Raw genomic sequence first — 18529 nt, forward strand, 5'->3', positions numbered from 1 at the left:
CATACCCAGCCGCCGTCCGCACGCGAGGTTTAACGACCGTGAACCTGCCGTTCACACACCACCGTGTTGACTCGGTTCACAGTCCTCTGCTGTGATGTCCCCACGAACGACATCTCTGGGGGGACTTTCCATGCGTCAGCACACCCGTCACACCCGCCTGCGCCGCACCGCCGTGTCCGCCGCCTGCCTCGCCGTCGCGGCGACCGTCGGACTCACCGCCTGCGGCGCCGACACCGGCGGGACCGGGTCGGCGAAGCGGGCAGCGGAGAAGAAGGGCCCCTTCGCCGGGATGTCCGGCGGCGAGATCGCCGACAAGGCGCTCAAGGCGACGTCCGGCGCCACGTCGCTCCGGATCAAGGGCGAGGTCATGGACGAGGACGCGGGCCTGATCTCGATGGACCTGGCCATGGACACCAACGGCGAGTGCGCGGGCTCGATCGGCCTCGGCGGCCAGGGGAAGATGGAGATGATCATCCCGGGCGGGACCGTCTACCTGAAGTACGACGAGAAGTTCCTGCGCGCGCAGAGCAAGGGCGAGCCCGCGGCGGACGTGCAGAGCGCGGTGGACATGCTCGCCGGCCGCTGGGCGAAGACGAAGGCGACGAGCGACGGCGCCAAGGAGACCGCCGCCTTCTGCGACCTCGACATGGTGCTCGCCGACTTCAAGGGCGTCCACTCCGCGGCCCGCAGGGGCGGCACGACCACGGTCGACGGCACCCCGGCGATCAGGCTCACCGAGAGCGACGGCAAGGAGAAGTACGAGCTGTACGTCGCCACGGAGGGCAAGCCGTACCTGCTGCGGGTCGACACGGTCGGCAAGGGCGGCACGTCGGAGCCCCTGACCTTCGGCGACTACGACAAGCCCGTGAAGACGACCCCGCCCACCGGCGACGTCCTGGACCTCGACAAGCTCACGGGCTGACCCGCACGCGGGAGAGCCGGCCCGCGTGCGGAAGGGCGCGGCCCGCTCACAGCGTGTGCCGCACCCACACGTTCGGCTCGACGTACACCGCGTAGCCCCGCAGCGCCTCGCAGTGCACCGGCACCAGCGCCCCCGGCACCTCGACGGGGCCGTCCGTGTCGAAGGGCAGCCCCGTCCACCGCCGCCACTGCGCGGTCGACCCGGACACCGTCATGGAGGCGTGCGCGACCTTCTCGATGACGCCGCCCGCGCGGACGTGCACCCGCAGCCACGGGTCCCGCGGCAGACCGTCCTCACGGGTGCGGTACGCGTACTCGTCGATCCGCGCGGCCGGTTCGAGGTGCTTGGCGTTGGGCCGCACCGGGGCGACGAGCTCGCCGAAGCCGCGCGCCCGCGCGTTCTCCCGCATCGCCGCGAGCAGCCGCCCGGAGACGCCCTTGCCCCGGGCCGTGCGGTCGACGGTTATCTCGATGGCGCTCACCGTGTCGGGGTCCTTGCCGTGCCGCAGGTCGGAGAAGGCCCACAGCATGACCTGGTCCCAGCCGCCGTCGGGCAGTCCGTCCTCGTCGCGGGCGCGCAGCGCGAGCGGCACGCTGAAGGCGCGGGCCACGACCTTGTCCTCGGCGTCGGCGTCGGTGGCGACCAGGACGTACTCGGGGAACTCCTTGACCAGGCGTCCGATCAGCGACCAGCCGACCGGGTCGTACAGGATGAACTCCGGCCAGTCCTCGGCCATGTTCCACAGAGGGCCGGCGAGCTCGGGCCGCTCGGCAAGCGTCGTGATCTTGAGGTCCATACGGCGCACGCTAACGGGCGGTCCCCGCACCGGCATCCCGTTTTCCGTCGCCGGCGCCCTCCCGCGTCACCGCGCGTGGAAGCGTCCGGGAGCGGTGGTCGGCGCGCCGCCCTCGGGCAGCTTCTCCTCGGGGCAGGCCGAGAGCACCTTCCGCATGGCGTCGCGCTCGGCGCCGGTCACCCACACCCCGTACTTCTTCTTCACCGCGACCTGCCCGGCCACGTACGCACAGCGGTAGCCCTTGTTCGGCGGCAGCCAGGTCGCGGTGTCGCCGTCGCCCTTGCCGCGGTTGGCCCCGGCGTCGACGGCGAGGAGGTTGAGCGCGTCGTTGGCGAAGGCGATCCGCTTGGCCGGCTCCCACCGGGCGGCGCCCTTCTGCCAGGCGTCGGAGAGGGCGACGAGATGGTCTATGTCGACCTGGCTGCGCCCGCGCCGGAACGTCACGTCCTTGCCGGTGTACGGGTCGGGGGCGAGCCTCCCGGCGGTGACCCGGCAGTCCCCGCCCCGGTAGGTGACGTCCTTCAGGTCCCGCTTGAGGATGTCATCCCTGGTCGGGCAGTGGTTGGAGTCCGTGTCGGCCCAGGCGGCGCCGAACCGGGCCCGGTCGTAACCGGTCTTCGGGGCGCGGCCCTTGACGGTGAGCGTGTCCACGGCGGCGAGCGCGGAGCCCGCCTTCGCGTCGCGCCCCGCGGCGCCGCCCTCCGCCGTGCCGCCGGTCTCACAGCCGGTCAGCAGCGCGGGCACGGCGACCAGCGCGAGCAGGGCCGACGTGGTGCGCCGGCTCATCGGACGGTCACCGTGTCGCCCAGAGCCACCGGGCCGGGCGTCACGACGTCCGTGTGGACGCCGACGCACATGCCGCGGGCGGCGGTCAGGGCCTTCAGGACGCGGTTGTCCACGGGCAGGCCCGGCTGGGCCTGCGTCACCATCACGCAGCGCACGACGCGCCGGGTGACCCGCAGCCGCAGCGGTTCCGCCTCCCCGCCGGCGCCGATGGTGATCTCGCGTCCCACCCAGTCCTCCTCGATCCACGGTTCGTCGGTCTCCACGACGATGTTCTTGCGCAGCCGCCGTACGTCGACGGGGTCGGCGTCACCGAGCAGGTCGCCGAGCGCGCGGAGCGAGGCCGTGCCGACGACCGAGACAGCCGAGACGTCCTTGTGGCTGTCCTCGCCCTCGCGGACCAGCTCGACGCCCTCACCGAAGCGTTCGGGGACCCGGGGGTCGCCGGGGCGCAGTGTCGCGCCGTCCGGGGCGGTGATGACGGGCGTCCCTTCCCCGTCGTAGGTCACGCGGTGCTCCAGCATGCCCGGGGTGCGGCGGAAACGCTGGTGGTTCTTGCCGCTGGCGAGCTTGCCGTCCGGGTGGCGCAGCGCCCACAGGCGGTCGCCGACGACACCGCGCGCGTCGCACTCCAGCCGGTCGTGCTCCTCGCCGAGCATCGACTTCACCGGAAACCGGCGCAGACCCACGACCTTGAGCGACACCGCGCTCTCCCTCCCCTGGGCGGACTCTCCCGCCCCACGGTAACGGCAGCCCGGCACATGACCTCCGGGGTAATCGACCACGCGGGCCCGCGTCGGCAGGATCGGTCACGTCAACGCGACGGAACCCACGCCGAGGAGAGCACGATGACCGCCCAGCGCCCCGCCCCCGAAGCCACCCGAGCCGTCGTGCAGGACTTCCTCCGGGCCCGGCTCGCCGGCGACACCGCGCGCATGGTGGAGCTGTTCGCCGACGAGGTCGACTGGCTGCTCGCCGACAACCCGGGCGTGCCCTGGATACGCCCGCGCTCCACCGGCGCCGAATGCGCCGCCCAGTCCGCGGAACTGGCCGCGCACACCGTCGCCGAGGACGCCCGCGCCACCCTCGACACCTTCCTCGTGGACGGCGCCGACGCGGTCCTGTTCGGCCACCTCGCGGGCACCGTCCGCGCCACCGGCAAGTCCTTCGAGGGGCCCTTCGCGCTGCGGCTCACCGTCGAGGAGGGGCGGATCACCCGCCACCACCTCTACGAGAACAGCCTGTCGATCGCCGAGGCGTGCGCGCCCTGACGGCCGGCCCGCGGCCCGGCCGCTACGACCCCAGGATCGACGTCAGGAACTCCCCGACCCAGCCCAGCAGTTCCCGCCCGACCAGCGGCTTGCCGCCGACCTTCGCGGTCTTGGGGCGCGGCACCAGGATCTGGTGGGCGTTGCCCTTGATGAGCGTTCCCGGGTAGAGGCGCTTGAGGCGCAGCTCCTGCGACTCCCGCAGCTCCACCGGGGCGAAGCGGATGTTGTTGCCCTGGAGGACGATCTCGCCGACCTCGCAGGCGCGCGCGAGCATCCGCAGGCCCGCGACCAGGAGCAGGTTCTCCACCGGCTCCGGCAGCTTGCCGTACCGGTCGGTCAGCTCCTCGCGCACCGCCCTGACGTCCTCCTCCGTGGTGGCGGAGGCGATGGCGCGGTACGCCTGGAGGCGCAGCCGCTCCCCGGGGGCGTAGTCGTGCGGGACGTGCGCGTCGACCGGCAGCTCGATCTTGACCTCAAGCGGCGGTTCCTCCTCGACGCCGCCCTCCAGCGAGGCGCGGTAGTCGGCCACCGCCTCGCCGACCATGCGGACGTACAGGTCGAATCCGACGCCCGCGATGTGGCCGGACTGCTCGCCGCCGAGGAGGTTGCCCGCGCCGCGGATCTCCAGGTCCTTCATCGCCACGTACATGCCGGCGCCCATCTCGGTGTGCTGGGCGATCGTCGCCAGGCGCTCGTGGGCGGTCTCCGTGAGCGGCTTCTCCGGCGGGTAGAGGAAGTAGGCGTAGCCGCGCTCGCGGCCACGGCCGACGCGGCCCCTGAGCTGGTGCAGCTGGGAGAGGCCGAAGTTGTCGCCGCGCTCGACGATGAGGGTGTTGGCGTTGGAGATGTCGATGCCGGACTCGACGATCGTCGTCGAGACGAGCACGTCGAACTTCTTCTCCCAGAAGTCGACGACCACCTGTTCCAGGGCCTGTTCCGACATCTGGCCGTGGGCCGTGGCGATCCGGGCCTCGGGCACGATGTCCCGCAGGCGGGCCGCCGCCCGGTCGATGGACTCCACCCGGTTGTGGATGTAGAAGACCTGGCCCTCGCGCAGCAGTTCGCGGCGGACCGCGGCGCCGATCTGCTTCTCCTCGTACGGCCCGACGAACGTCAGGACCGGGTGCCGCTCCTCGGGCGGGGTGGTGATCGTCGACATCTCGCGGATGCCAGTGACCGCCATTTCGAGCGTACGGGGAATGGGGGTGGCGGACATCGTCAGGACGTCGACGTTGGCGCGGAGCTTCTTCAGCTGCTCCTTGTGCTCGACGCCGAAGCGCTGCTCCTCGTCGACGATGACCAGGCCCAGGTCCTTGAACCTGGTCTCGGAGGAGAACAGGCGGTGCGTGCCGATGACGATGTCCACCGAACCGTCCCGCAGCCCTTCGAGGGTGGCCTTGGACTCGGTCTCCGTCTGGAAGCGGCTGAGCGCCCGCACGTTGACCGGGAACTGCGAGTACCGCTCGGAGAACGTGCCGAAGTGCTGCTGCACCAGGAGCGTCGTGGGCACGAGGACGGCGACCTGCTTGCCGTCCTGCACGGCCTTGAAGGCGGCGCGGACCGCGATCTCCGTCTTGCCGTAGCCGACGTCGCCGCAGATCAGGCGGTCCATCGGGACCGTCTTCTCCATGTCCTCCTTGACCTCGGCGATCGTGGTGAGCTGGTCGGGCGTCTCCACGTACGGGAAGGCGTCCTCCAGTTCGCGCTGCCAGGGCGTGTCGGGGCCGAAGGAGTGGCCGGGGGCGGCCATCCGGGCGGAGTACAGCTTGATGAGGTCGGCGGCGATCTCCTTGACCGCCTTCTTCGCGCGCGCCTTCGTCTTCGTCCAGTCGGCGCCGCCGAGCCGGTGCAGGGTGGGGGCCTCGCCGCCCACGTACTTGGTGATCTGCTCCAGCTGGTCGGTGGGGATGTACAGGCGGTCGCCGGGCTGGCCGCGCTTGGCGGGGGCGTACTCCACCACCAGGTACTCGCGGGTGGCGCCCTGGACGGTGCGCTGCACCATCTCGATGTACCGGCCGACGCCGTGCTGTTCGTGGACGATGTAGTCGCCGGACTCCAGGGTCAGCGGGTCGATCGTCTTGCGGCGGCGCGCGGGCATGCGCTGCCCGTCCTTGCCGGCCGCCTTCTGGCCCGAGATGTCGGTCTCGGTGAGGACGGCGAGCTTGAGGGCGGGGTCGACGAAGCCGTAGTCGATCGAGCCGCAGGAGACGTGCACGAGCGAGGGCGTCAGCTCGCCGAGGTCGCCGTCGAGGCGGGCCGCGATGCCCTCGCCGCCAAGGACCTCGACCGTGCGGGCGGCGGGGCCGTGGCCCTCGGTGACATACACCGTGCGCCAGCCGTCGGCCAGCCAGCCCTTGGTGTCCGCGAGCGCCCTCGCGGTGTCGCCCCGGTAGGTCTCGGGCGCGTGCATGCCGAGCTTCAGGGTGTCGCCCGCCGCGTCAGCGGCAGATGTCGCGGTCAGCTCCGCGTCCGCGGCGAAGGGGCTGACCGACCACCACATCATGCCCAGCTCGCGGGCGCGGTCGCGGACGTCCGCGATGCCCCACAGGGACGCCGCGTCCACGTCGATCGGGGCCTCGCCGCCGCCCGCCGTCGCCGCCCAGCTCGCCTGGAGGAACTCCTGCGAGGTCGCCACCAGGTCGGCCGCGCGCGAACGCACCCGCTCCGGGTCGCAGACCACCGCCATGGAGCCCTTCGGCATGACGTCGATCAGCAGCTCCATCTCGTCCACCAGGACGGGCGCCAGCGACTCCATGCCCTCGACCGCGATGCCCTCGGCGATCTTGCCGAGCAGTTCGGCCAGCTCCGGGTGCTGCTCGGCGAGGGCGGCCGCCTTCTCCCGCACCTCGTCGGTGAGCAGCAGCTCACGGCAGGGCGGCGCCCACAGACCGTGCTCGGCGACCTCCAGGGAGCGCTGGTCGGCGACCTTGAAGTAACGGATCTCCTCGACGTCGTCGCCCCAGAACTCCACCCGCAGCGGGTGCTCCTCGGTCGGCGGGAAGACGTCGAGGATGCCGCCGCGCACCGCGAACTCGCCGCGCTTCTCGACCAGCTCCACCCGGGCGTACGCGGCCGCCGCCAGCGCCTCGACGATCTCGTTCAGGTCCGTCGTCTGTCCGGCGCGCAGCGCCACCGGCTCCAGCTCACCGAGGCCCTTGACCTGCGGCTGGAGGACCGAGCGGACCGGCGCGACGATGACGGAGACCGGGCCCGTCTCGGGGTCGTCCGCCCGGGGGTGCGCGAGGCGGCGCAGCACGGCCAGGCGGCGGCCGACGGTGTCGGAGCGCGGCGAGAGCCGCTCGTGCGGCAGCGTCTCCCAGGACGGGAAGTCCACCACGCCGTCCGGCGGGAGGATCGTGCGCAGCGCCGCGGCCAGGTCCTCCGCCTCTCGGCCCGTGGCCGTCACGGCGAGGACGGGACGGCCGGCGTCCCTGGCGAGCGCCGCCACCGCGAACGGGCGGGCCGCGGGCGGGCCGACCAGGTCGACGTGCATGCGGTGGCCGTCGCCCGCGGCCTCGACCGCTTCGGCGAGTGCGGCGTCCTTGACGACGGCGTCGAGCAGACCGTGCAGGCTCATGTGGGCTTTTTCCGTCCAGATACCAGATACCGGAGTGAGCGGAGCTCAGGTGGGCAACGCGAACCGCCCGGCACGTCGCACGGGCCGGGGGGTCTCCAGCGTACGACCTGGGACCGGCACGCGCGGCTCGGATCGGCGCGCGCCGCACCGCTCCGGCCCGCGGCGCGGCGTGCCCGCCTCGGGCGCCGCCCGGTCCTTCCCGCACAATGTCCCGAATACGCCGGTACGAAAACCTGGCCGCCCCGCGAAGCCCGTCGCACCACCGCCGTCGATCAGAAAGCCACGTCATGCCCGGAGCACAGACCGACGCCCCCGCCCTGGAGCGTGCCGACGAGCTGATACCCGGGCGGGACCGGGCCGCCGCCCCCGCCGCGGGGGCCCGCGGGCTCTGGGACCGCGCGCCGCTCCTCCTCGCCGCCGGTCTCTTCCTCGCGTACGCCATGGTGTCGATCGGGCGGTACCGGCAGATGGAGAGCCGCTCCTGGGACCTCGGGATATTCGAGCAGGCCGTGCGGGCCTACGCGCACCTCCAGGTGCCCGTCGCCGACCTCAAGGGGCCCGGCGCGAACATCCTCGGCGACCACTTCAGCCCCGTCACCGCCCTGCTCGCGCCCGCCTACCGCCTCTTCCCCTCGCCCCTGACGCTCCTCGTGGCGCAGGCCCTGCTCTTCGCCGTGTCCGCGATCCCCGTGACGCGCGCCGCGACCCGCCTCCTCGGGCGCGGCTCCGGGCTCGCGGTCGGCGTCGCCTACGGGCTCTCCTGGGGCGTCCAGCGCGCCGCCGACTTCGACTTCCACGAGATCTGCTTCGCCGTACCGCTGATCGCGTTCTCCCTGGAGGCCCTGCTGCGGCTGCGGTGGCGGGCCGCGCTGTGCTGGGCGCTGCCGCTGGTCCTCGTCAAGGAGGACCTGGGGGTGACGCTCGCCGCCATCGCCGTCGTCGTGGCGATCCGCTGCCGCCGCACCGACCCCAAGGCCCTGCCCTGCGCGCTCGGCGTCGCCGCCTTCGGGGCCCTCGCCACCGCCGCCACGCTCACGCTGGTCATCCCGGCCTTCAACTCCGTCGGCGCCTACGACTACTGGGACAAGGTCGGCGACGGCGGCGGGCTCCCCGTCCTCTTCGACGGCTTCTGGACCAAGGTCCGCACCCTCGGCTGGCTCCTGATCCCCACCACCGGGCTGCTCGCCCTGCGCTCGCCGCTGGTCCTGATCACGCTGCCCACCATCGGCTGGCGCTTCCTGTCCGCCGACGACCACTACTGGGGCACCGACTGGCACTACAGCGCCGTCCTGATGCCGGTGCTCCTGCTCGCCTTCGCCGACGCCGTCGCCGACGCCCGCCGCAGCGAGCGGCCGTGGCTGCGCCGGTACGCCGAGCTGCTCCCGGCCTGCGCCGCCGCCGCGGCCCTCGCCCTGACGACGTCGCTGCCCGTCGCCACGCTCACCGAGGCCCGTACGTACGAGAAGAGCGGGCAGGTCATCGACGTGGAGCGGATGCTCGACCGCATCCCCGACGGGGCCACCGTGGAGGCGAACATCGGGCCCATCAGCCGGCTGACGTCGCGCGCCCGCGTCTTCTGGGTCGGCGCGGCCCGCCCGGTCGTCCCGCGGTACGTGGCCCTGGACAACCGCTCGGGCTGGGCCAAGGACCCGGTCGCGTACGCCCAGCAGCTGCACCCGGGCACCCGGTACGTCCACGAGGCCGAGGCCCACGGGTACGTCCTGGTCCGCCGGGCCGGGTGACGGCGGGCGGCCCCCGCCGGACGCGTGACGCGTCCGGCGGGGGCCGTCTCCCCCGTTCCCCCGTTCCCCCGTCGCGGTGGCTATTCGGTGGCGATGGCGTTCAGGACGTTCATCCGGCCCGCCCGGAAGGCGGGGACGAGCGCGGCGAACAGGCCCACGAACGCCGACCCGACGAAGACCGCGATGATCGTCGGCCACGGGATCTCCAGGACCTTCAGGCCTTCCAGGGCGAGGAGCTTCTGGGCCGTGGCGCCCCAGCCCATGCCGAGGCCGAGGCCGAGCAGCGCGCCGAAGAGGGCGATGACCACGGACTCCATGCGGATCATGCGGCGCAGCTGGCGGCGCGAGAGGCCGATCGCCCGCATCAGGCCGATCTCCCTGGTGCGCTCGACCACCGAGAGGGCCAGGGTGTTCACCACTCCCAGGATCGCGACGATGATCGCGAGGCCGAGCAGGCCGTAGACCATGTTGAGGAGCTGGCCGACCTGGTCCTTCAGGGTCTCCTTGAAGTCGGTCTGGTCCATCACCTTGTACTGCGGGTACGCGGCCAGGGCGTCCTTCAGGGACTGGTAGGCGGCCTCCTCCTGGCCCTTGGCGGCCGTGGCGAACATGATCTCGTTCTGCGTGATCCGGTCCGCGGGGACGTACTTCTCCAGCGTGGAGATGCTCAGGTACATCGCGCCGTTGTCGAGGGCGCCGTCGTCCTTGGTGACGGCGGCGATCCGCAGGTCGGCGGTCCTGCCGTGCGCGAAGGCGACCTTCAGCTCGTCGCCGACCCCCAGGCCGTGCTTCTCCGCGAACTTGTCGCCGACCGACATGGCGTTCTTCCCGTACGCGGCCGACAGCTCCCCGGCGACCGTCTCGCGGCGCAGGTCCTTGGCGTACGTCGGGTCGGCGGCGCTCAGGGAGACCTCGTCCACGGTCTTGCCGCCGGGCGTGGTCATGTCGGCCTCGACGCCCTTGAGGCGGGTGATGTGGCCGATGTGCTCGGCCTTCTTCAGCGACGCGGCGGCCTTGGCGGTGATCGGGGCGCCCTTGTCGGACTGGACGATGAAGTCGGCGCCCACCGACTTGTCGAGCTCGTCCGTGGCCGAGGCGACCATGGAGGAGCCGACCACGGAGAGGCAGGCGACCAGGGCGAGGCCGATCATCAGGGCGGCGCCGGTCGCTCCGGTGCGGCGCGGGTTGCGCAGGGCGTTGCGCTCGGCCATCCGCCCGACGGGGCCGAAGGCGCGCAGCAGGACGGCGCTGAAGACGCGCACCACGCCGGAGGCGAGGACGGGGCCGACGACGACGAAGCCGACGAGGGTGAGGACGACGCCGCCGCCCAGGAAGAGCGAGCCCTCCGATGCCTTGTCGGCCTGCGAGGCGGTGTAGAGGCCGAAGGCGCCCGCGCCGGTCAGGACCAGGCCGATGACGGCGCGCAGGGTGCTCGCGCGGCCGTCGGCGGGGGTTCCGGCGTCGCGCAGCGCGGCCATCGGGGAGACCTTGCCGGCCCGGCGTGCGGGGAGGTAGGCGGCGAGGACGGTGACGACGACGCCGAGCACCATGCCGACCACGGGGGTCGTCCAGTTGACGGTGAGGTCGCCGGTGGACAGTTCCATGCCCACGCCCGACATCAGCTTCATCAGGCCGACCGCGAGCCCGATGCCCGCGCCGACGCCGAGGACGGAGCCGACCACGCCGAGGAGCACGGCCTCGGTCAGTACGGAGCGGTTGACCTGCTTGCGGCTCGATCCGATGGCGCGCATCAGGCCGATCTCGCGGGTGCGCTGGGCGACCAGCATCGAGAAGGTGTTGATGATGAGGAAGATGCCGACGAGGAAGGCGATCCCGGCGAAGCCGAGCATCGCGTACTTCATGACGTCCAGGAAGCTGCCCACGGATTTCCGGTTGTCGTCCGCGGTCTCCTTCTGCGTCTTGATGTCGTACGCGCCCTTGTCCAGGGCCGACGCGACGTTCGCCTTCAGCGCGGTGTCGCTGACGCCCGCGGCGGCGGTGAGGCTGACGTGGGTGAACCGGCCGGTGGCGCCGAGCAGTTCGCGCTGGGCGGTCTCCGTGTCGAAGTAGACGATGGTGGCGCCGGGGTTGGTCACCTTGAAGGCGGCTATGCCGGAGATCTTCGCGGTGTGGTCGCCGGTGGCGGCGATGGTGCGCAGCTCGTCGCCGATCTTCAGGTCGTGCTTGTCGGCGGTGTCGGCGTCGATCATCGCCTCGGTGGGGCCGCGCGGCGCGTGGCCCGAGGTGATGTCCATCGAACGCAGGTCGTTGTGCGTCCAGTTGCCCGCGATGGTCGGGCCGCCGCTGGTGGGTCCGACGTCCTTGTTCTCGCTGTTGACGACGGTCACGCTCTCGCTGCTGACCGCGCCCTCGGCGGTCTTGACGCCCTCCGCCTTCCTCGCCCGGCTCACGACGGAGGCGGGCATCGACTCGGGCTTGCCGCTGCTCGGGGCCTGGCCCGCGCCCTCGGCGGACTTGGGGGAGACCGTGACGTCGGCGGAGGTCGCCGCGAACAGCTTGTCGAAGGTGGTGCTCATGGTGTCGGAGAAGACGAGCGTGCCGCACACGAACGCCACCGACAGGATCACGGCCACGGCGGAGAGCGCCATGCGGCCCTTGTGCGCGAGGAAGTTGCGCATCGACGTCTTGAGGACGGTCATGACGTGCGCCCCCGCGCGTCGAAGGACTTCATGCGGTCCAGGACCTGGTCGGCGGTCGGGTGGTGCATCTCGTCGACGATCCGGCCGTCGGCGAGGTACAGCACCCGGTCCGCGTACGAGGCGGCGACCGGGTCGTGCGTGACCATCACGATGGTCTGGCCGAGCTCGGTCACCGAGCGCCGCAGGAAGCCGAGGACCTCCGCCCCGGCCCGGGAGTCGAGGTTGCCGGTCGGCTCGTCACCGAAGATGATCTCGGGCCGCGAGGCGAGCGCCCGCGCCACGGCCACGCGCTGCTGCTGGCCGCCGGAGAGCTCGGTCGGGCGGTGCTTGAGGCGTCCGGCGAGGCCGACGGTCTCCACCACCTGGTCGAGCCAGCCGCGGTCCGGCTTGCGTCCCGCGATGTCCATCGGGAGCGTGATGTTCTCGATGGCGTTGAGCGTCGGGAGCAGGTTGAAGGCCTGGAAGATGAAGCCGATCCGGTCCCTGCGGAGCTGCGTGAGCTTCTTGTCCTTCAGACCGGTGATCTCGGTCTCGTCCAGGTGGATCTGCCCGCTGCTGACGGTGTCGAGGCCCGCGAGGCAGTGCATCAGGGTGGACTTGCCGGAGCCGGAGGGGCCCATGATCGCGGTGAACTGACCGCGGGCGATGTCGACGTCGATGTGGTCGAGCGCGACGACGCGGGTCTCCCCGGAGCCGTACGCCTTCACGACCTGGCGCGCCCGTGCCGCCACGGCCGTACGCCCTCCCGTGCCCCCGTGCCTGGGTGTGGTCACAGCCGTTGTCACGGTAAGTCTCCTATGTCGGTCATGCGGTGCGTCGGCGGATCCGTCGCGCGCTCAAGTCTGGTGGGACGACCGGCCCCGGCGCGCTGGTGCTCAGCGCAGTCTTTTCGGGGGGAAAACCCCACCCCCGGGGTGTGGTTCGGCGCCCCCGGTGGTGCGGTACGTCGTCAAGACAATCTAAGGAGCGGCCACGGGCCCGCTCATCCTCCGGCGGTACGAACCCTCCCCGGTCCGCAGTACGGAGGATCCCCTAGGGGAAGTCCACCCGGTGGTGGACACCGACTCAGGGTCGACCACACCCCCTGCCCTCCACCCCCGCCCCGGTGAGAAGGTGGCCCGCAGCAACTGGTGCAAGGAGAAAGGACCTTCGTGGACGGGCGGGGCGGGCGAGGCGGGCAGGGCGGACAGGACGCGACACGGGACCGGAACCGGGGCGCGGTCGTCGCCGCGCTCATGCTGTCCATGGCGCTCGCCGCCATCGACTCCACCATCGTCTCCACCGCCGTCCCCCAGATCGTGGGCTCGCTCGGCGGCTTCTCGATCTTCTCCTGGCTCTTCTCCGGCTATCTGCTCGCCGCCACCGTCACCCTCCCCGTCTACGGCAAGCTCTCCGACACCTTCGGCCGCAAACCCGTCCTCATCGCGGGCTGCGTGCTCTTCCTCCTCGGTTCCGCGCTCTGCGCCCTCGCCTGGGACATGGAGTCGCTCATCGCCTTCCGCGTCGTCCAGGGCCTGGGCGGCGGCGCCATCCAGGGCACCGTGCAGACCCTCGCCGCCGACCTCTACCCGCTGAAGGAACGCCCCAAGATCCAGGCCAGGCTGTCCACCGTGTGGGCCACCTCGTCCGTCGCCGGGCCCGCGCTCGGCGGCCTCATCACCTCGTACACGGACTGGCGCTGGATCTTCCTCATCAACCTGCCCGTCGGAGCGGTCGCCCTCTGGCTCATCGCACGCCACCTGCACGAGCCGGAACGCCTGAGCGCGCCGCGCGGACGCGTCGACTGGCCCGGCGCGCTCGCCGTCTTCGCCTGCGGCGGCGTCCTGCTGACCGCGCTCGTGCAGGGCGGCGTCGCCTGGGCGTGGTTCTCCGCGCCCTCCCTCACCCTGTTCGCCGCCGGCCTCGCCCTCGTCGCCGTCGTCGTGCTCGTCGAACGCCGCGCCGAGGAGCCCATCATCCCCGGCTGGGTCTGGCGGCGGCGCACCATCGCCGCCGTCAACCTCGCCCTCGGCGCCCTCGGCCTCCTGATGGTCGCCCCCACCGTCTTCCTGCCGACCTACGCCCAGTCCGTCCTCGGCCTCGCCCCCGTCGCCGCCGGGTTCGTGCTCTCGGTGATGACCCTGAGCTGGCCGGTCTCCGCCGCCCTCAGCCAGCACGTCTACCGCAGGATCGGCTTCCGGAAGACCGCCGTCGTCGGCATCTCCGCGGCCTGCCTCGTCCTGCTGGCCTTCCCCCTGCTCCCCTACCCGGGCGCGGCCTGGCAGCCCGCCCTGATCATGCTGCTCCTCGGCGCGGCCCTCGGCCTCTTCCAGCTGCCGCTGATCGTGGGCGTCCAGTCCACCGTCGGCTGGGCCGAACGCGGCACGGCCACCGCCTCCATCCTCTTCTGCCGCCAGATCGGCCAGACCCTGGGCGCCGCCCTCTTCGGCGCGGTGGCCAACGGCGTCCTGAGCGCACGCCTCGGCGGCTCCGGCTCCCTCGACTCGGTGGCCCGCGTCCTCGACGACCCCGGCTCCGTCGCCGACCCCGAACGGCTGCGCCGCGCGGTGGACGCGGCCGTCGACGCCGTCTACACCGGCGCCGCCGTCGCCGCGGCCCTCGCCCTGCTCACCCTGCTGTTCCTGGCCCCGCGCCGCTTCCCCGTCCTGCGCGACGAACAGCAGGGCCCGCAGCCCGACGACCGGCCCTCACACCAGACGGCGGACTGACGGCCCCGTCACGGCCACCGGCTCCTACGACTCCACCGACGCCCGGCCCGTCAGCGCGGCGAGGCTGCTCCTCACATGGTCCATGTGGCCCCGCACCTCGTCCCACTCCTCGCCGTGCTCCCGCAGCACCCGCTCCGTCTCACGGCCGATCCGCTCCTCCTGGAGCCGCGCCTCCGCCAGGATCTCCGCCGCACGGGCCGACGCGTCCTCCTGGCCGTGCCGCGCGGCCTCCTCCGCGTCGGCGAAGGTCCGCTTCGCCTCGGAGAGACGCGCCTCGGCCGCCGCGATCCGCTCGGCGTCCACGGCGTCCGACGCCGCCATACGCTCCGCGATCTCCCGCTCAAGGGCCTCCCGCCGCTCCTCCTGCTCCTTCTCCTGCCCGGCGAGCAGCCCCTCGCACCGCTGCCGCACCTCCCGCAGCGCGGCCAGCGCCTCGCCGCGCACCTCCTTCGCCTCGCGCCGGGCACGCACCCGCGCCTCGTCCGCCTCGGCGCCGTCGGCGCGCTCCCGCCGCCCGACCCACTCGTCGGCCTCCGCGCCGACCGAGTCCGCGTACGCGCGAGCGGCCTCCCCCGTCTCACGGGCCTCCTCCGCCGCCGCCTCGGCGACGGCCCGCGCGTGAGCCCGCCCCGCCTCCAGGACCGCCTCGGCCTCCGCCTCGGCGAGCGCCAGCAGACGCTGCGCCCGCTCGCCCAGCTCCGCGTACGTCTGCGGGGCGAGCCGCGCGACCACGTCCCGCAGCCGCTCGGCCTCCGCCTCCATCTCCCTGGCGAGGACGGTCAGCCGCGCGGCACGCTCCCACGCCTCGTCCCGCTCCCGGGAGATCCCGTCGGCGTACGCCTCGGCCTGCTCGGGACGGTAGCCGCGCCCGCGCACGGTGGTGAAGCCGTGCGACGACGGCACACCGCTGCTGCTCATCCTGGACCCCTCTCCGACGTACCGCGTACGTGGCGCGCGATTGGCGCACATCTTGATGGATCAAACCGAAGCGCCCATAACGCGACACTCCGCCCAGTCCACCCTGCCCAAGGATGCGCCAATTCGTGCCCGAAGCAGCAATCGGCATGTCGTTTTTCGATGCCGCAACGCATGATCGGGGCGTTCGGCCCGCCACGCGGGTCGAACGCCCCGATCTCACACGTCCGGGCCAGGCCCCGGCTCCGCCGCTACAGCAACCCGTCCCACATCTGTTCGAGCAGGACCGACCACCAGCTCTCCGGCGAGCCCAGCGCCGCCGGGTCGAGAGCGGCGAGCTGGTTCTGGAAGTCGACGGTCCAGCGGCCCGCCTGCTCCTGGTTCAGGCCGAAGCGCAGCCGCCACATGCGGCCGAGCAGGGCCATGCAGCGCGCGAACTCCGGCAGGCCCGTGTTCACGAACTGCGGCGGCACGGGAGCGCCGCCGGGACCGGCCTCCACCGGCACGGCCACGATGTTCGCCGTGCCGTACTGGACGCAGAGCGCCCGGCCGAAGTCGCTGCCCATGACCAGGTACGAGCCCGCGTCCGACGCCGGCTGCACACCCCGCTCCTGCGCCAGCTCCGCCAGCGTCGGCACCGGACGCCCCGGCTGGGCCTGCGCCCAGAAGAACGGCCCGAAGTCGACGGGCAGCCCCGCCACCACCAGGGTGTGCGCCACGATGTCCGGCACGCCCTGGCGCGACACCGCCCGCTGGTCGAAGCGGAAGACGCCCGGCCCGAAGGCCCCGGCCAGCTCCTGCGCGACGCCCTCCGGCGGGATCGGCGGGGCGGGCGGCAGCTGCTGCAACGGGGCACGCACCGGCGCCGGGCGGGCCGGGCCGTCCGCGACCTGGTGCAGCTCGCCCTGGTGCGCGAGGAGCTGCTGCATGCCCTGCTGCCGGGACGCGTGGTCCCTGCCGTACGGGGCGATCGACGTGATCCGCGCCTGCGGCCAGGTCTCGCGGATCATCCGGGCGCAGTAGGCGCCCGGCAGCTCGCAGGACTCCAGCTCGGTGTGGAGCTCCAGCACCTGCTGCGGGGGCACGTTCATGCCGCGCAGCTCGTGCAGGATCTGCCACTCCGGGTGCGGGGTGCCGGGCGCCGAGCGGCGGATGAGCTGCTACTCGGAACCGTCGGCCGCGCGGTAGCGCAGCACGGCCTGGTAGCCGGGGCCGACGGTGGGCCGGCCGGCGGGCGGCTGCGGATAGCCGTACGGCTGACCGGGCGGGCCCTGCGGCACCGGACCGGGCGGGCCCGGCTGCCCCGGCGGCATCGGCCGGCCCGGCGCGGCCGGGGGCGGGGGCGGCATGCCGGGACCGCCGACCGCGGGGCCCGCCAGCATCGTCGCGGCGTGGTGCACAGAGCCACCGGGCGGCTGCGGAGCGCCGGGAGGCTGGGGCGCACCCGGGGGCTGGGGCGCGCTCGGCGGCTTGAGCCCGCCGCCGAGGCTCGGGTCGGCCAGCATCGTCGCGGCATGGTGCACACCACCGGCAGGCGTGCCCCCCGGAGCGCCGGGCGGACCGGGCGGCTGCGGCGGCCCCGGAGTGCCGGGCGGTCCCGGGGGCTGCGGGGCGCCGGGCGCACCCGGCGGCTTGATCCCGCCGCTGAGACTCGGGTCGGCCAGCATCGTCGCGGCATGGTGCACACCACCGGGAGGCGTGCCCCCCGGAGCGCCGGGCGGACCGGGCGGCTGCGGCGCGCCAGGAGCCGCGGGCGGGCGCGGCCCCTCGGGGCCGAGCGAGGAGACGAGCTGGGTCGGCACATAGCCCCCGGCGGGCGTACCGGGAGCCCCGGGCCCGGAGGCCTGCGGCGCACCACCGGGCGCACCCGCCGGGCTCGGAGGCGGCGGCGTGGCACTGCCTCCCCGCGCCCCGTGCGACGGCCCCTGCGCGTCGCCGCTGGCGGCATCGGCACCCGGCGCACCGGGAGGCGGCGTCGCGGAACCGGCGGGCGGCTGCGGGGCGTTGGCCACCGAAGCACCGGCGGGCGGCTGCGGAACGCCGGGACCCTGCGGATAGCCGTACGCGGCGGCACCGGGCGGCGGCGTCGCCGAACCCGCGGGCGGCTGCGGGGCGTTGGCCACCGGAACACCGGCAGGCGGCTGCGGAACGCCGGGACCCTGCGGATAGCCGTACGCGGCGGCACCGGGCGGCGGCGTCGCCGAACCCGCGGGCGGCCGCGGGGCGTTCGGCACCGGAGCACCGGCAGGCGGCCGCGGGACGTCGGGGACCCCCGGCTGCGGGGAGCCGGGAGTGTTCGGGTCGTCCACGGCCGGGGCGATCGCCGTCGCGGGGAGTTGGCTGCCGCCGTGCATCAGGGCCGTCTTGGCCTCCGGGGCGACGCCGGGCGGCGGAGTGCCGCCGTCCAGACCGGCGAGCGGCGGTGAGAACACCGTGGCGGGCAGCGGGACCGAGTGGTCCTCGCCCGCGTCGGCGTTGGTGTCCGTACCGGCCCACGGGGTCGCGCCCGTCGGCACGCCCGGCGACGTCACGGGCAGGCTGTCGTCGCGCTCGGGCGCGTCGTCGGCGTCGGAGCCACCGGCCGCGGGCCACGGCGTGCCGCCCCCCGGCACGGACGCCGCGGGAGCCGGCGCGTCGGCCGGCTCCGCGTCCGCCGGGACACCCTCGTCCGAGGCCGGGCCGGCAGCCGGGCCGGAAGCCGCGTCCGCACCCGCATCCGCACCCGCATCGGAAGCCGAGGCCGCCGCCGAAGACGACCCCTCCGACCGCCGATCCGGAATGCCCAGCTTGTCCGCCGCCTCCTGGAGCCACTCCGGAGGGCTCAACAAGAAGGACGTCTGGTTGAGGTCGACCCGCTCCGGCGGCGGCGGAACCGCGTCCTGCGGCGCCGAGGCCGGCAGGCCGTACTCCTCCTCGTACCGGCGGATCACCTCGCCCACGGCGAGCCCCGGCCACAGCGTGGCCTCGCCGCTGTCCCTGGCGATGACGAGCCGCTGGTCGCCGCCGTCGGAGACCGGACCGTTCTCCCGGTCCTCGGCCCAGACCACGAACCCCAGGTCGAACTCCCGGACCCGCACCTCACGGTGCTGGTAGCCCGGCACGTCGCCGTTGATCCACTCCTCGGCGCGCTCCTGCGCCTGCGCGAAGGTCACCAT

The 18529-nt window shown here is 73.4% G+C and carries 13 protein-coding genes; 4 read left to right on the forward strand and 9 right to left on the reverse strand.

Going from position 1 to position 18529, the window contains the following annotated elements; all coding sequences use genetic code 11:
- Window positions 1–130 precede the first annotated feature (130 nt).
- Complete coding sequence (locus tag DCW30_RS08715; protein ID WP_309028843.1) at window positions 131–922, forward strand: hypothetical protein; 792 nt, start codon at window positions 131–133, stop codon at window positions 920–922.
- A 46-nt stretch (window positions 923–968) separates the two neighbouring features.
- Here the strand turns inward: DCW30_RS08715 and DCW30_RS08720 are convergent, their stop codons facing one another.
- From DCW30_RS08720 to DCW30_RS08730, 3 genes are all read right to left on the reverse strand, one after another.
- On the reverse strand, window positions 969–1718 hold the full coding sequence (locus DCW30_RS08720; RefSeq protein WP_062774257.1) for a GNAT family N-acetyltransferase: 750 nt from the start codon (window positions 1716–1718) through the stop codon (window positions 969–971).
- Window positions 1719–1784: 66 nt separating this feature from the next.
- On the reverse strand, window positions 1785–2504 hold the full coding sequence (locus tag DCW30_RS08725) for an HNH endonuclease family protein (protein ID WP_076685754.1): 720 nt from the start codon (window positions 2502–2504) through the stop codon (window positions 1785–1787).
- On the reverse strand, window positions 2501–3205 hold the full coding sequence (locus tag DCW30_RS08730) for an MOSC domain-containing protein (RefSeq protein ID WP_079250104.1): 705 nt from the start codon (window positions 3203–3205) through the stop codon (window positions 2501–2503). The genes DCW30_RS08725 and DCW30_RS08730 overlap by 4 nt, the downstream gene beginning before the upstream one ends.
- A 144-nt stretch (window positions 3206–3349) precedes the next feature.
- Between DCW30_RS08730 and DCW30_RS08735 the strand changes: the two genes are divergently transcribed.
- A complete protein-coding gene (locus DCW30_RS08735; RefSeq protein WP_076685753.1) occupies window positions 3350–3772 on the forward strand; it encodes a nuclear transport factor 2 family protein in 423 nt (140 codons plus the stop codon).
- Window positions 3773–3794: 22 nt separating this feature from the next.
- Here DCW30_RS08735 and mfd read toward each other — a convergent pair whose 3' ends face one another.
- Window positions 3795–7349 (reverse strand): transcription-repair coupling factor, encoded by a 3555-nt coding sequence (gene mfd / locus DCW30_RS08740; protein ID WP_076685752.1) that lies wholly within the window; start codon window positions 7347–7349, stop codon window positions 3795–3797.
- A gap of 287 nt (window positions 7350–7636) precedes the next feature.
- On the opposite strand from mfd, the gene DCW30_RS08745 reads away from it, so the two are divergent.
- Entirely contained in the window at window positions 7637–9091 is a 1455-nt protein-coding gene (locus DCW30_RS08745; RefSeq protein ID WP_076685751.1) for a DUF2079 domain-containing protein, read from the forward strand.
- Between the two features lie 80 nt (window positions 9092–9171).
- Here the strand turns inward: DCW30_RS08745 and DCW30_RS08750 are convergent, their stop codons facing one another.
- Together DCW30_RS08750 and DCW30_RS08755 are read right to left on the reverse strand one after the other, a co-directional pair.
- On the reverse strand, window positions 9172–11751 hold the full coding sequence (locus tag DCW30_RS08750) for an ABC transporter permease (RefSeq protein ID WP_076685750.1): 2580 nt from the start codon (window positions 11749–11751) through the stop codon (window positions 9172–9174).
- Window positions 11748–12536, reverse strand: coding sequence for an ABC transporter ATP-binding protein (locus DCW30_RS08755; protein ID WP_062774238.1), 789 nt, complete (start codon window positions 12534–12536; stop codon window positions 11748–11750). The genes DCW30_RS08750 and DCW30_RS08755 overlap by 4 nt, the downstream gene beginning before the upstream one ends.
- A gap of 366 nt (window positions 12537–12902) precedes the next feature.
- Between DCW30_RS08755 and DCW30_RS08760 the strand changes: the two genes are divergently transcribed.
- Entirely contained in the window at window positions 12903–14459 is a 1557-nt protein-coding gene (locus tag DCW30_RS08760; protein ID WP_076685749.1) for an MDR family MFS transporter, read from the forward strand.
- A 24-nt stretch (window positions 14460–14483) separates the two neighbouring features.
- Here DCW30_RS08760 and DCW30_RS08765 read toward each other — a convergent pair whose 3' ends face one another.
- The 3 genes from DCW30_RS08765 to DCW30_RS37015 form a co-directional block, all read right to left on the reverse strand.
- On the reverse strand, window positions 14484–15377 hold the full coding sequence (locus tag DCW30_RS08765; RefSeq protein ID WP_076685748.1) for a cellulose-binding protein: 894 nt from the start codon (window positions 15375–15377) through the stop codon (window positions 14484–14486).
- 248 nt (window positions 15378–15625) lie between these two features.
- Window positions 15626–16528 (reverse strand): SUKH-4 family immunity protein, encoded by a 903-nt coding sequence (locus tag DCW30_RS38210; protein ID WP_422125971.1) that lies wholly within the window; start codon window positions 16526–16528, stop codon window positions 15626–15628.
- Window positions 16529–16534: 6 nt separating this feature from the next.
- Entirely contained in the window at window positions 16535–18529 is a 1995-nt protein-coding gene (locus DCW30_RS37015) for a hypothetical protein (protein ID WP_422125969.1), read from the reverse strand.

The sequence above is a fragment of the Streptomyces alfalfae genome (assembly GCF_004127445.1).
Lineage (GTDB): Bacteria > Actinomycetota > Actinomycetes > Streptomycetales > Streptomycetaceae > Streptomyces > Streptomyces alfalfae.